A 13,665-nucleotide genomic window follows, 5' to 3' on the forward strand; every position below is an offset into this window, starting at 1 on the left:
CTCCCCGATCCCCACACTCCCGGAAAGAAGCTCCACCATGGCCCTCGCCACCGCGTCCCGCACCGCCACCACCAGCGCGCCGATCCTCGACGTGCTCGCCGAGCGCTGGAGCCCGCGCTCGTTCGACACGACGGCCGCGATCTCGGACGAGACCCTCGCCTCGCTGCTCGAGGCGCGCGCTGGTCCCCCTCCGCCAGCAACTCGCAGCCCTGGCGCTTCATCGTGGCCCGCCGCGGCACGCCGGAGTTCGACCGTGTGGCGAAGCACCTCGTCGGCTTCAACGCCGCGTGGGCCGGCTCGGCCGCGGCGCTCGTCGTCGCCCTCGCCGAGACCGTCGACGCCGACGGGAAGCCGCGCCCCTGGGCCGTCTACGACCTCGGCCAGGCCGTCGCCCACCTCAGCATCCAGGCCCACCACGACGGCCTGCACGTGCACCAGATGGCCGGCTTCGAGAAGGACGGGCTCCGCGAGGAGTTCGCGATCGACGAGCGCTTCGACCCCGTGACCGTCGCCGCGATCGGCGTCGTCGGCGACCCGGAGTCGCTCGCGAACGACGTGCTGCGGGAGCGCGAGGTCGCCCCGCGCACCCGCCTGCCCCTCGAGGAGCTCGTGCTCGTCAGCGCGTAGTCGCCGCACTGCCCGAACGGCCCGGTCCGCGGTTCTCCGCGGGGCGGGCCGTTCCGCGTCCGGGGGCCGGCAGCGGCTCGGAGCAGTCTGCGGCTCGGAGCGGTCTGCGGGAGGGGGAGCGGGCGACGGGCGTTGCGGACGCGGGGCGTGACTCCGATCGCTCTGTTACTCCGCGTTTCATCACGGAATCGGATGAATGAGCCGCCGTCCGTACGATCGGGACGGTCCGCCCGCCCGCCCCGCCGCCCCGGAGCTCCATGACCGACACGCCCTCCCGCACGAGCCTGGCCTTCGACGCCGACCTCGGTCAGTCGGCGTTCCCGGTGCGCTTCGAGGGAGTGGGCCGCACGTTCACGCCCGGCTCCCCCGTGCTCGAGGACGTCGATCTCGAGGTCGCCGCCGGCGAGGTCATCGCGATCCTCGGCCCCAGCGGCTGCGGCAAGTCGACTCTGCTGCGCATCGCGGCGGGGCTCGACACGGCCTCCGCGGGTTCCGTGCTGATCGACGGGCGCCCCGTGTCGGGGATCGACACGCGCTGCGCCGTCGCGTTCCAGGAGCCGCGCCTGCTGCCGTGGCGCACGATCGCGGCGAACGTGGCGCTCGGGCTGCCGCGGTGCACCGCCCGCACGGCCGCGCGGCACGCCGTGGAGGAGCTGCTGGCGCTGGTCGGGCTGACCGCGCACGCCTCGTCCCGCCCGCGCGAGGTGTCGGGCGGCATGGCCCAGCGCGCCTCGCTCGCCCGCGCGCTCGCCCGGAACCCCGGCGTGCTGCTGCTCGACGAGCCGTTCGGCGCGCTCGACGCCCTCACCCGCATCCGGATGCAGGACCTCCTGCTCGATGTGCACGCGGCCGCGCCGGCGACGATCCTGCTGGTCACGCACGACGTCGACGAGGCCCTGCAGCTGGCCGACCGCATCGTGCTCCTCGGCCGCGACGAGCCGGGAGGCGTCTCGCGGGTCCAGCAGATCATGCGGGTCCCCGGCGCACGCCCGCGCGATCGAGGATCGGCCGAGCTGGCGGAGCGACGCGCCGAGCTCCTCGCCGGGCTCGGCATCGAGCGGCACTGAGCCCTCCCCAGGCTCCGATCCGTCCGGCCCTCCCCCGATCCTCCCGTCCCCGCACGCACTCCGACTCCCCTCCCCCACACTCGTTCCACCCCCGGAACCGCACCGAAGCAGAGGCCACCATGTCGTTCACCACCACCGCGCTCACGCGCCGCACCGCCCTCGCCGGCCTGCTCACCGCCGCCGCCGTGCCGCTGCTCGCGGGCTGCGTCCAGGGCGAGGGCTCCGGCGGCGCCGCGGCCGCCACCGCCGACTCGGCCGAGGGCGCCGTCACGCAGGGCGGCACGCTGACCCTCGACTTCGCCACCTACAACCCGCTGAGCCTGGTCATCAAGGAGAAGGGCTGGCTCGAGGCCGCCCTGGCCGAGCAGCAGGTCACGGTCGCGTGGGTGCAGTCCGCCGGCTCCAACAAGGCCAACGAGGCCCTGCGCGCCGGAGCGATCGACGTCGGCTCGACCGCCGGCTCCGCCGCCCTGCTGGCCCGGTCCAACGGCTCGCCCATCAAGACGATCGACATCTTCTCGCAGCCGGAGTGGTCGGCCCTCGTCGTCCCCGCGGGCTCGAGCATCACGAGCGTCGAGCAGCTCGCCGGCAAGCAGATCGCCGCGACCAAGGGCACCGACCCCTACTTCTTCCTCGTGCAGGCCCTCGAGGCCGCCGGTCTCGGGATCGACGACGTCACCGTGCAGAACCTGCAGCACGCCGACGGCTGGGCCGCCCTGCAGAACGGCTCGGTCGACGCGTGGGCGGGTCTCGACCCGATCATGGCCGGCGCCGAGGCCGCCGGGGCGACGCTGCTCTACCGCAACGTCGACTTCAACTCCTACGGCCTGCTGAACGCCACCGAGAGCTTCCTGGCCGAGAAGCCCGACCTCGCGCAGACCGTCGTGAACGCCTACGAGCACGCCCGCGCCTGGGCGCTCGAGAACCAGGAGGAGACCGCGAGCATCCTCGCCTCCGTCGCCGGTCTCGACGTCGCGGTCGCGACCACGGTGATCACCGAGCGCAGCAACCTCGACGTCGACAACGTGCCCGGATCGGCGCAGACCGACGTGCTCGCCGTGATCGGCCCGATCTTCGTCGAGAACGGGGACGTCGCCTCGCAGGACCAGGTCGACGAGGCGCTCGACTCCCTCCTCGACGACACCTACGCGAAGGCCGCCGACCCCGACGCGATCGGCGACTGACCGCTTCCCGCACGCCGACCCGCGACCGCTCCCGAGGAGACGACATGGCGACCCGAGACGACGAGACGACCGACGCCGACCTGATCCGGCGCAGCACCGGGATGGTGCAGGCGCCGGGCGCCGTCGGCGCCGCCGTCGTGGGGCCGAGCATCGGGGCGTCGCAGAAGCGGCTCCGCGACGACCGCGCCGCGCACGCCCGCCCGCTGACCTCGAAGCGCTGGTTCGTCGTGGCCGGCGGGGCGCTCGTCCCGGTCGTGCTCCTGCTCGCCTGGCAGCTCGTCACCACGACGGGTCTGGTCTCGCTCGCCGTGTTCCCCTCGCCCGCGATGGTCTGGGCGGCCGGGATCGATCTCGCCCAGCGCGGCGACCTCGGCCAGGACGTCGCCATCTCGACCCAGCGGGTGCTGATCGGCTTCGCGATCGGCTCGGCGCTCGGGCTCGTGATCGGCGCGCTCTTCGGCCTCTCGCGGGTCTGGGAGGTCGTGCTCGGCCCGACGCTCGGCGCGATCCGCGCGGTCCCCTCGCTCGCCTGGGTGCCGCTGCTGCTGCTGTGGCTGGGCATCGGCGAGGAGTCGAAGATCACGCTGATCACCATCGGCGCGTTCTTCCCCGTGTTCACCACGGTCGCCACGGCGCTCGGCCACGTCGACCGCCACCTCGTGGAGGCCGGTCGTGCGTTCGGCCTGTCGGGTGTCCGGCTGTTCACCACGGTGCAGCTGCCGGCCGTGGTCCCGGCGGTCATCGCGGGGCTCCGGCTCGCGCTCGCCCAGTCCTGGCTCTTCCTGGTGGCCTCCGAGCTGATCGCCTCGTCGATGGGCCTGGGCTTCCGCCTCATCGACAGTCAGAACAACGGGCGGATCGACCGCGTGTTCCTCGCGATCATCCTGCTCGCGGTCCTCGGCAAGCTCACCGACGCCGTGGTGGGCGTGTTCCAGCGCTACGCCGTGGCCAAGTGGGCGTGACGCGCCCTCCCTCCCGGGACGCCCCCTCCCCCTCCTGAAAGGACGTCGCCATGACGGACACGATCGCGAACCTCCTCGAGGAGCACCGCCGCTTCCCCGCCCCCGAGGCCTTCGCCGCGCAGGCCAACGTCGGCGCCGGCGAGTACGACCGGGCGGCAGCCGATCCCGTCGCCTTCTGGGAGGAGGCGGCCCGGCGCCTCGACTGGGCCGAGCCGTGGACGACCGCGCACACCTGGGAGCCCGCGCTGCCGCAGGCCGACGGCACCTTGTCCGTGCCCCGAGCCACCTGGTTCGAGGGCGGGCGCCTGAACGTCGCGGTGAACTGCGTCGACCGGCACGTCGACGCCGGGCGCGGCGACAAGGCCGCCCTGCACTTCGAGGGCGAGCGCGGCGACCGCCGCACGCTGACCTACTCCGATCTGCAGCGCGAGGTGTCGAAGGCGGCGAACGCCCTGACGGCGCTGGGCATCGGGAAGGGCGACCGGGTGGTCGTCTACCTGCCGGTGATCCCCGAGACCGTCGTGATCACGCTCGCGATCGCGCGCATCGGAGCGATCCACTCCCTCGTCTTCGGCGGCTTCTCGGCCGAGGCGGTGCGGTTCCGCGTCGAGGACACCGGGGCCAAGCTGCTCGTCACCACCGACGGCCAGTTCCGGCGGGGCACGGCCGTCGCGGTCAAGGCGAACGCCGACCACGCCGTCGCGGGCGTCGAGTCGATCGAGCACGTGCTGGTCGTCCGCCGCGCCGGCGACGAGACCCCCGACCTGCCCTGGACCCCGGGCCGCGACGTCTGGTGGCACGACGTCGTCGACACCGCGAGCGACGTGCACGAGGCCGAGGCATTCGACTCCGAGACCCCGCTGTTCATCATCTACACCTCGGGCACCACCGGGAAGCCCAAGGGGCTCGTGCACACCAGCGGCGGCTACCTGACGCAGGCGTCCTGGACGCACTGGGCGCTCTTCGATGCGAAGCCCGACGACGTGCACTGGTGCACGGCCGACCTGGCGTGGGTGACCGCGCACACCTACGAGATCTACGGACCGCTCTCGAACGGGCTCACCCAGGTGATCTACGAGGGCACGCCGAACACCCCGCACACCGCCCGGCACTTCGAGATCATCGAGCGCTACGGCGTGACGGTCTACTACACGGCGCCGACGCTCATCCGCACGCTCATGACCTGGTTCCCCGAGGGGGTGCCCGCGCAGTACGACCTGTCGAGCCTGCGGCTGCTCGGCACGGTCGGCGAGTCGATCAACCCCGAGGCGTGGGTCTGGTTCCACGAGCGGATCGGCGGCGGACGCTGCCCGATCGTCGACACGTGGTGGCAGTCCGAGACGGGGGCGGCCGTGATGTGCCCGCTGCCGGGCGTCTCGACGCTCAAGCCCGGATCCTCGCTCGGAGCGCTGCCCGGGCTCACGACGCTCGTCGTCGACGACGCGGGGCAGCGGGTGCCGAACGGCTCGGGCGGCTACCTCGTCGTCGACCGCACCGGTCCGGCGCTCGCGCGCACGATCTGGGGGAACCCGGAGCGGTACCGCGACTCCTACTGGGCGCGCTTCGCCGAGCAGGGCTACTTCTTCTCGGGGGACGGCGCGAAGTACGACGCCGACGGCGACATCTGGGTGCTGGGACGCGTGGACGACGTGATCAACGTGTCGGGCCACCGGCTGTCGACGATCGAGATCGAGTCGGCGCTCGTCGCGCATCCGGCCGTCGGCGAGGCCGGCGTGGTCGGGGTCGAGGATGCGACGACCGGGCAGGCCATCGCGGCCTTCGTGATCCCCTCGGACGAGTCGGTCGACCGGGCGCAGGACGACCCCGCGTACTGGAACGAGCTGGCGGCGACGCTGTCGGGCGTGCTGCGCGAGCACGTCGCGACGGCGATCGGGCCCATCGCGAAGCCGCGCGACGTGGTGCTCGTGCCGGACCTGCCGAAGACCCGCTCGGGCAAGATCATGCGCCGGCTGCTCGGCGACATCCGCGACGGGCGGGCGCTGGGCGATGTGACGAGCCTGCAGGACGACACGGTGCCGGAGCGGATCGCCCGGATCGTCGCGGCGCGCGGCTGAGGCAGGGGCGGCTCCCTCCCCCCTGCTGATCGAGTAGTCCGCGCAGCGGACGTCTCGAGATCCCCGTCCGCTGGAGAAGGCGGGTCTCGATGCGCCGCCTCCGGCGGCTGCTCGACCAGCAAGCACTCCTCCGCCGATCGAGCACGCGACCAGCGAGCAGGGGGGCGAACACTCCAGGTCGGCTCCGAACTCCGGGCGGGCGGCGGCATCGGGAGTAGCGTGAAGTCGTGCGTGACCTCCAGCAGCGAATCATCTCCGAGCTCCACGTCTCCCCCACCGTCGATCCGGCCGCCGAGGTCGAACGGCGCGTCGGCTTCCTCGCCGACTACCTCCGCCACACGGGCGCGAAGGGCCTCGTGCTCGGCATCAGCGGCGGCCAGGACTCGAGCCTGGCCGGCCGGCTCTGCCAGCTCGCGGTCGAGCAGGTGCGCGCGGGCGGAGGCGACGCCACCTTCATCGCGGTGCGCCTGCCCTACCGGGTCCAGGCCGACGAGGAGGACGCGCAGCTCGCGCTGTCCTTCATCCGTCCGGACCGGCAGGTGACCTTCGACATCCACCAGGGCGTCGACGGCATCGCCGCGGCCTTCGGCGACGCGGTCGGCGAGCCGATCTCGGACTTCGTGAAGGGCAACGTCAAGGCGCGTGCCCGGATGGTCGCCCAGTACGCGATCGCCGGCCAGGCGGGCATGCTCGTCGTCGGCACCGACCACGCGGCCGAGGCGGTGACCGGCTTCTTCACGAAGTTCGGCGACGGCGGAGCCGACGTCCTGCCGCTGACCGGGCTCACCAAGCGCCAGGGCCGCTCCCTCCTCGAGCACCTCGACGCCCCCGCGCGCCTCTATGAGAAGGCGCCGACGGCCGACCTCCTCGACGAGAACCCGGGGCAGACCGACGAGTCGAACCTGGGCCTCGTCTACGCCGACCTCGACGAGTACCTCGAGGGCGGGGACGTCGATCCCGCCGTCGCCGAGGCCATCGAGGCGCGCTACGCCGCGACCGAGCACAAGCGCCAGGTGCCGCTCTCGATGTTCGACGACTGGTGGCGCGCCTCGAAGACCTCCACGCCCGGCAACGGCTGACTCCCGAGCCGCCCCCGACCGGTCGGGGCGGCTCGCCCGCTCAGGCCGTCGCGACCCGATCGAGCCAAGCGCCGCTGACCTTCGCGCTCTCGGCCGGGGGCATGCTCGCCCGGTCGACCTCGACGATGATCCAGCCGCCGAAGCCCTCGGGCAGCGCGGCGAGCACTCCGTCGAGGTCGATGCCGCCGAGCCCCGGCTCGAGGAACAGCCCGGCGTCGGTCGCGCGGTCGTAGGCGGTCGGCACGGCCCGGCTCGACTCCGCGATCCCCAGGTCCAGATCCTTCACGTGCAGGTCGACGAGCCGGTCGGAGTAGCGCCGCACGGTCGAGACCGGGTCGATGCCCGCCCAGACGAGGTGGCCGATGTCGAAGGAGGCGCCGAGCAGATCTGCGTCGATCGCGCCGAGGACGCGGTCGATCTCGTGCTCGGTCTCGACCCAGGTGCCGACGTGGTTGTGCAGGCCCGCGCGCACGCCCTCCGCGCGCAGCACCTCCGCCGCCTCGCCCAGGATCTCGATGACGCGATCCAGCCGGCCCTCGTCGAAGACGGCTCCCACGGCCACCGCCTCGCGGGTGCGGACGACCCCGGGCTCGAAACTCACCTCGGGCGCGAGGAAGACGGTGTCGAGTCCGACGTAGTTGGACTCCTCGGCCTTGCGGCGCACCCCGTCGAACCAGTGGATCCACTCGGCGGAGCCGCGGGCGAAGGCCCGGCCCGAGTCCTCCGGCAGCGCGACGGAGGCGTAGCCGGGGGCGAGCGCGAGGCCCGAGTCCTCGATCATCCGGGCGTAGTCCTGCAGGGTCTGCGTCGACAGGACCTCGAGCATGGTCGCTCCGAAGCCCGCCTCGCGGATCTCGCGGAGGACGTCGGGGTAGTCGGTGCGGAAGTGCGGGTCGGCGAAGCGCCAGAGCGACTCGCTCGACGGATCGGACGGATCGGCCTTGACGTTGATCCACTGGATGGCGTTGAGCGCGAACTGGGAGCGGCGGAGCACGGCGGTCCTCTTTCCTGGTCGGGGTGGTTCGGGGCGCGGGACGGGGTCAGTCGGCGGCGCGCGCGTTGTAGACGAGGACCGAGCCCTCGTCGACGTGGGCGCGGTAGGCCTGGAACACGGCGAGGGCCTCGTCGCGGAGCACTCCGTCGACGACCTCGATGCCGCGCGCCTCGAAGGCGGCGGCCCAGTCCTCGCGCATGGGGCCCTCGTCGAACGTGGTGATCTCCTCGAGCTCGGGGCCCGACCCTGCGACCACGAGACGGCGCACGCCCGACCACAGCGTGGCTCCGTAGCACTGCACGCACGGACGCCAGTTGACGACCAGCTCGTGGGCCGGCTGCCCCTCGCCGCCGAGGTCCCAGCCGCCGATGGCGGTCTGCGCGAGGCCGAGCGCGGTGACCTCGGCGTGCCCGGACGAGACTCCGCTCGCGAGGACGACGTTCACGCCGACCGAGACGAGGCGGCCGGAGTCGCGCTCGACGACGATCGCGGCGAACGGGCCGCCGTTGCCCTCGCGGAAGTTGCGGTCGGCGAGGGCGTGGACGAGCGCCATGCGGTCCTCGCGCTCGGGGAGCACGTCGGGGACGTCGCGGACGGCGTCCTCGATCCATGCGGGCAGGGCGATCTCGTAGCGGGTGGCGAGCTGGTCGATCTTCACGGGTCCTCCTGGGGACGGGGGTTCGGACGGGTATCGGGTGGGGTCAGACGCGGGCGGCCGCGAGCTCGGCGAGCACGGCCCGCGTCGCGCGGACGGCCGTGACCGTCCCCGTCAGCGTGGCATTGCAGACGACCGGGGTCGGGATCACTCCGTTGCCGGCGAGGTAGAGGCCCTCGACGCCCCAGACGCGGCCGGACTCGTCGCAGACGCTGGTGCCGTCGTCGACGGGTCCCGAGCGGACGGTGCCGGTGAGGTGCAGCGAGGAACCGGGAGCGAGGACGGCGCACTCGGTCAGCGGGTCGAAGGAGCCGAAGCGCTCGGCGATCTCGCGGATCCGCTCCTGTGCCGCCGCGATCAGCTCGCGGTCGCGATCGCTGTACTCGAACTCGACCCGCAGGCGGGGCAGGCCGGTCACGTCGGTCTCCTCCTCCGAGAAGACGAGCCGGTTCCCGGGCCGCGACTCGACGGGCGTGTAGAACGACAGCCCGACGGAGTAGGCGAACGGCCGGTGCTCCTCGTCGACGAAGACGGTGTTCATGATCTGCCCGTGGAACGGCTGATCGTCGCCGTTCTGCGGCAGCCAGAGCGAGTCGGTGGCGAACTCCCCCTCGCGCAGGCGCGGCAGATCCTCCGGAGTCAGCCCGAAGCGCTCGAGGTCCATCACCACCCGGCCGGTGACGAAGGCGTGCTCGTTGAGGAACCGGCCCAGCGCCGCCGGCCGGATGCCGGACGCGAACAGGAGCTGCGGGGTGCGGACCACGTCGGCGCAGACCATCACGGTGCGTGCGTCGATGTCGTACTCGCGGCCGGTCGCGGTCTCGCGCGCCCGCACTCCGATCACGCGGTCGCCGTCGCGGCGGATCGCGATCGCGAGGGTGCCCGCGCGCAGCTCGAACGCCTGGTCGCCGCCGTGCGCGATCGGCGGGAAGATCCTGCTCGGGCCGGTGCGCTTCAGCAGGCCCGCCGTGTCGCCCGCCACTGCCATCGGCATCGGCTGCGGGTGGCGTCCCTCTGCGCTGACCGGCCCGAAGGCGTCCTCGAGCACGTCCAGCACCACCTGTCCCGGAGCGGTCGGGCCCAGCGGCGAGTCCTGCACGTCGAGCAGCTCCCGCGCACGGGCGAGGTCCTGCTCCCACTGCACCGGGTCCCCGCCGTCGAAGACCTCCTCGCCGGCCGGCCACGGAGTCGCCGCCGTCCAGTGCACTCCCATCCCGCCGACGTTCCACGACACGGCGGAGGCGGGCATCGCGGCGGCGTCCTCGCCCATCGCCGAGAGGTTGTACATGCCGGGCGCGACCGAGCGCAGCTCGTCGGTGATGTCCGGAGTGACGTCCGCACCGGTGTACATGCCCTGCACCCCGGTCGCGACGCGTTGGTTGTAGCGGCTCCAAATCTCGGGCTCCTCGCTGTCGTGCAGGTGGAGTCCTGGCACGGAGCCGACGGCCGGGCCGCCGTCGATCATCAGGAGGCGGACGGACGGGTCGGCGTCGCGCAGTCCGCGGGCGAGGGCGGCCCCCATGATGCCGCTGCCGACGATGAGGACGTCGACGGGGGTGGTGGTCTCGGGCATGGTGCTCCTGTCGTGCGCGCCGGCGGGCGCGGATGAGGGGGAAGAGTTCAGACGGCGGCGCGCGGCCGGTCGGCCGCCGCGGCGAGGGTCGGGCCGAAGAACGCGAGGTCCAAGCGGTCGAGCACGGACTTCACGGCGCCGATCAGGGGTGCATCGGCGCCCAGGGCGGTCGAGCGGACGGAGACGTCGAGGGTGCGCAGCCTCCGCATCGCCTCGGACACGCGCGGGAGGAGCAGATCCCCCGCGTCCTCCAGCCCGCCGCCCAGGACGAACAGGTCGGGCGACACCGTCCAGGCGAGGGTCGACAGCAGCTCGGCGAGGTGCGCGGCGAAGGCGTCGAGCTCGCGCAGGGCGTCGGGATCGCCCGCGCGCGCGGCGGCGACGGCCGCGAGGGCGTCCTCGCGATCGCCGTGCCGGGGCGAGGTCAGGCGGCCGAACGGCGTGTCCTCCATCCGGCTCGCCCCCATGGCGCCGGCCTCGACCACTTCGCCCGCCGCTCCGCGGAAGCCGCGGTGCACGGAGCCGTTGATCACCAGGCCGATGCCCGTGCGGTTGCCGAAGATGCACCAGGCCGAGGTCGCGGCGTCGGCCGAGACCCCGCGCCAGCGCTCGGCGAGCGCCGCGAGGTTCGCGTCGTTGTCGGCGAAGACCGGCACGCCGAGCCGGGCCGAGAGGGCTTCGGCCAGGCCGAAGCCGTTCCACCGCTCGGAGTTGACGAGTCGGCTGACGACGCCGGCCTCGTCGATCGCGCCACCGGCGGCGACCGCTCCGGCGCGGATCCGCTCGCGCGGCAGCCCCGACTCCGTCACGGCCGCCTCGACCGCGAGGGCGGCGTCCTCGACCGCGGTCCCGGGGTCGTGGTAGTCGCGCAGGGCCAGCAACGCCCGGCCGAGGATCCGGCCGCGGATGTCGGAGACGACCGCCGAGGCGAAGTCCGTGTCGATGCGGACCGCGGCGACCAGCGCGCGGTCGGCCCGGAAGCGGAACGTCCGCGGCGGACGCCCCACGTCGGCGCGCGCCGGATCGGGTGCGGTCTCGTCGACCCAGCCCTCGTCGCAGAGGCTCGAGAGGATCAGCTCGACGGTGCGGCGCGAGAGGGCGACCTCGCGCACGAGCACCGCCATCGTCACCGGCTCGTCGTGCTCGGCGAGGGCGCGCAGGACGACTCCGGAGTTGAGGCGGCGGAGGGTGCTGGGGTCGGCGCCGGCCCTCATGCGACGGTGCTCCTGCTCGGCGGTGCGGGTTGCGGAGTCACGGCCTGCGGCTCCGCGGTCAGCGGCAGCACGTCGTCGAAGCGGCCGTGCACGACCGACGGAGCGACGTCGTAGACGCGCACCGCGTCCCCCGCCGCTCCCCGCGCCGCGGGCCAGTGCGGCTCCTCGCCCCGCACGAACGAGACGAGCTCGCCGTGCATCACGTCGGCGAGCGCCTGCGGGGCCGCCCCGCCCAGGACGCGCGCGGTGCCCTCGGCGTCGAGGTGGTCGAAGAGGAACGGCAGGTCGAGGCAGTGCGCCGCCCCGCCGACCACCGGCGAGACCCACTCGAAGGAGTACAGCCAGGTGGGCCCCGGCCCTCGGTTGCGCGCGGCCTGCGCCACGGAGCGGCGGAACAGCAGATCCGTCGCCCGCGGGGGCGCACCCTCGGCGCGCTCGACCCGGGGGCTGTCGAACTCGTCGGCGGTCGCGCCGATCAGGAGCGGGGTGCCGCGGCCGACGTGCGCGGTCGCCTCCGCCACCGGGAGCGGCAGCAGGGCGTCGCCCGAGACCGGCGCGAGCACGATCGAGTGTGCGGAGCCGGGCATCATCGTCAGCGCGACCGTCTCGGACAGCTCGTCGCGGTCGAGCGAGGCGAGTCCCTCCGCGGTCGGCTCGACACCGAGGGAGTGCGCGAAGGCGGCGAGCTGCTCCTCGGCCTCGGCGAGCGGGACGCTGCGGTCGGTGGGCGAGATCGCGACGGCGCGAGCGAACAGCGGCTGCGCCTCCAGGCAGCCGAGCAGGGTCAGCACCGCGCCGCCCCCCGCGGACTGCCCGGCGATCGTGACCCGGTCGGGGTCGCCGCCGAAGGCCGGGATGTTCGCCCGCACCCAGCGCAGCGCCTGCAGCCAGTCGCGGACGCCGCGGTTCGCATCGCCGTCCACCGCGCCGAATCCGTCGACGCCGAGCCGGTAGGACGCGGTCACCACGATCACGCCGTCCCGCGCGAAGGCCGAGCCCTCGTGCCAGTCGCTGGAGGCGGCTCCGGTCACGTAGCCGCCGCCGTGCAGGTAGACCAGCACGGGCAGCGACTCGGCGCCGACCGGGGCGAAGACGTTCAGGTTCAGCGAGTCCTCGCCGGGGATCGAGTGCTCGGGGATCGTCGTGAACTCGAAGGGCCGGCCGCGCTGGGGCGTCGCTCCGTAGGCGGACGCCTCGAACGGCTCCGAGAAGGCGGCGCGGGGCTCGGGCGGGGTGAACCGGCGGGCACCCGTCGGCGCCTCGGCGAACGGCACGCCGAGGAACCGCGCGACGTCCCCTCCGCCCGCCCGACGACGCTGCCGCAGGCGGCCTCGACCACGATCTCCACGCCCGCGGCTCCCCTCACTTCATCCCCGTCGCGACGATACCCTGCACGAAGTAGCGCTGCAGGAGCAGGAAGAGCACCAGCACCGGCAGCATCACGACGACCGCCCCGGCCAGGACGAGTCCGTAGTCGGTGACGTTCTGCGCCGCCTGCCGCGTCGCGGCGAGGCCGACCGGGAGCGTGTAGGTCGAGGTGTCCTGCGCCACGAGCAGCGGCCAGATGAAGTTGTTCCACGCGGCCAGGAACGACATGATCACGACCGTCGCGAGCGCGGGGCCCGCCAGCGGCAGGAACACCTGCGCGAAGATCCGCAGCTCGCTCGTGCCGTCGATCCGCGCGGCCTCGAGGAGCTCCTCCGGAATGCTCTCGGCGAACTGCCGCACGATGAAGATCGAGATCGGAAGCACCAGCGAGGGCAGCGCGATGCCCGCGAGCGTGTTCACCAGCCCCAGGCGCACCGTGACGACGAACTGCGGCACGAAGACCGCCGAGAACGGCATCATCAGCGAGATCAGCACCGCGACCATCGCGAACCGCTTGCCCGCGAAGTCGAGCTTGGCGAGCGCGTAGCCGGCGGCCGCCGCGGCGACCACGTTGCCGGCCACCACGACTCCGGCGACGATCAGGCTGTTGGCGAGGTAGCCGGTGAAGCCGGCCTGCGCGAAGAGGCGGCCGAAGTTCTCGAGGGTCACCGCCGAGGGGAGCCACGCGCCGGGGTTCGCGCTGATGTCGGCCGTGGTGCGGAGCGACCCCGAGAACACCCAGACGAACGGCAGCAGGGTGATCACCGCGAGCACGGCGAGCACCGGGTAGAGCACGAGGTGCCGACGGCGCTCGGCGATCGCGCGCGTGGTGGTCGCGCGGGCCGGCGGACGCGGTGCGGCTGCGGG

At 73.4% G+C, this 13,665-nt stretch carries 11 protein-coding genes and 1 pseudogene; 6 read left to right on the forward strand and 6 right to left on the reverse strand.

All coding sequences use genetic code 11. From position 1 onward, the window contains the following. Window positions 1-37: 37 nt before the first annotated feature. From B0T42_RS14365 to nadE, 6 genes and pseudogenes are all read left to right on the forward strand, one after another. Window positions 38-627, forward strand: a pseudogene (locus B0T42_RS14365) (nitroreductase family protein). A 257-nt stretch (window positions 628-884) separates the two neighbouring features. Then, window positions 885-1,694, forward strand: a complete 810-nt coding sequence (locus B0T42_RS14370) for an ABC transporter ATP-binding protein (protein ID WP_077223721.1) — start codon at window positions 885-887, stop codon at window positions 1,692-1,694. Between the two features lie 119 nt (window positions 1,695-1,813). Next, the gene (locus B0T42_RS14375) at window positions 1,814-2,878 is read left to right on the forward strand and encodes an aliphatic sulfonate ABC transporter substrate-binding protein (RefSeq protein ID WP_077223722.1); all 1,065 of its coding nucleotides are present in this window, start codon (window positions 1,814-1,816) and stop codon (window positions 2,876-2,878) included. A 44-nt stretch (window positions 2,879-2,922) separates the two neighbouring features. Further along, window positions 2,923-3,840: an ABC transporter permease gene (locus tag B0T42_RS14380; RefSeq protein ID WP_236720304.1), complete on the forward strand. Its 918-nt coding sequence runs from the start codon at window positions 2,923-2,925 to the stop codon at window positions 3,838-3,840. 50 nt (window positions 3,841-3,890) lie between these two features. Beyond that, a complete protein-coding gene (gene acs / locus B0T42_RS14385; RefSeq protein ID WP_077223723.1) occupies window positions 3,891-5,915 on the forward strand; it encodes an acetate--CoA ligase in 2,025 nt (674 codons plus the stop codon). 227 nt (window positions 5,916-6,142) lie between these two features. Next, window positions 6,143-6,994, forward strand: coding sequence for an ammonia-dependent NAD(+) synthetase (gene nadE / locus B0T42_RS14390; RefSeq protein ID WP_077223724.1), 852 nt, complete (start codon window positions 6,143-6,145; stop codon window positions 6,992-6,994). 40 nt (window positions 6,995-7,034) lie between these two features. Here the strand turns inward: nadE and B0T42_RS14395 are convergent, their stop codons facing one another. From B0T42_RS14395 to B0T42_RS14420, 6 genes are all read right to left on the reverse strand, one after another. Next, complete coding sequence (locus tag B0T42_RS14395; RefSeq protein ID WP_077223725.1) at window positions 7,035-7,988, reverse strand: sugar phosphate isomerase/epimerase family protein; 954 nt, start codon at window positions 7,986-7,988, stop codon at window positions 7,035-7,037. 46 nt (window positions 7,989-8,034) lie between these two features. Next, a complete protein-coding gene (locus tag B0T42_RS14400) occupies window positions 8,035-8,646 on the reverse strand; it encodes a nucleoside deaminase (RefSeq protein ID WP_201788551.1) in 612 nt (203 codons plus the stop codon). 43 nt (window positions 8,647-8,689) lie between these two features. Continuing rightward, a complete protein-coding gene (locus B0T42_RS14405; protein WP_077223726.1) occupies window positions 8,690-10,216 on the reverse strand; it encodes a GMC oxidoreductase in 1,527 nt (508 codons plus the stop codon). A 47-nt stretch (window positions 10,217-10,263) separates the two neighbouring features. Then, window positions 10,264-11,430 (reverse strand): ROK family transcriptional regulator, encoded by a 1,167-nt coding sequence (locus tag B0T42_RS14410; protein WP_077223727.1) that lies wholly within the window; start codon window positions 11,428-11,430, stop codon window positions 10,264-10,266. Continuing rightward, complete coding sequence (locus tag B0T42_RS14415) at window positions 11,427-12,755, reverse strand: carboxylesterase family protein (RefSeq protein ID WP_077223728.1); 1,329 nt, start codon at window positions 12,753-12,755, stop codon at window positions 11,427-11,429. The genes B0T42_RS14410 and B0T42_RS14415 overlap by 4 nt, the downstream gene beginning before the upstream one ends. Window positions 12,756-12,792: 37 nt before the next feature. Then, a partial coding sequence (locus tag B0T42_RS14420) for a carbohydrate ABC transporter permease (RefSeq protein WP_342418256.1) occupies window positions 12,793-13,665 on the reverse strand: 873 nt, incomplete at its 5' end.

Source organism: Rathayibacter rhapontici, assembly GCF_001995175.1.
GTDB lineage: Bacteria > Actinomycetota > Actinomycetes > Actinomycetales > Microbacteriaceae > Rathayibacter.

Bases quoted from the DNA above. Each gene is read 5' to 3' on its own strand.
- acs (WP_077223723.1), top strand. From the start codon at position 3,891: ATGACGGACACGATCGCGAACCTCCTCGAGGAGCACCGCCGCTTCCCC.
- B0T42_RS14375 (WP_077223722.1), top strand. From the start codon at position 1,814: ATGTCGTTCACCACCACCGCGCTCACGCGCCGCACCGCCCTCGCCGGC.
- B0T42_RS14370 (WP_077223721.1), top strand. From the start codon at position 885: ATGACCGACACGCCCTCCCGCACGAGCCTGGCCTTCGACGCCGACCTC.
- B0T42_RS14380 (WP_236720304.1), top strand. From the start codon at position 2,923: ATGGCGACCCGAGACGACGAGACGACCGACGCCGACCTGATCCGGCGC.
- B0T42_RS14410 (WP_077223727.1), bottom strand. From the start codon at position 11,430: ATGAGGGCCGGCGCCGACCCCAGCACCCTCCGCCGCCTCAACTCCGGA.
- B0T42_RS14405 (WP_077223726.1), bottom strand. From the start codon at position 10,216: ATGCCCGAGACCACCACCCCCGTCGACGTCCTCATCGTCGGCAGCGGC.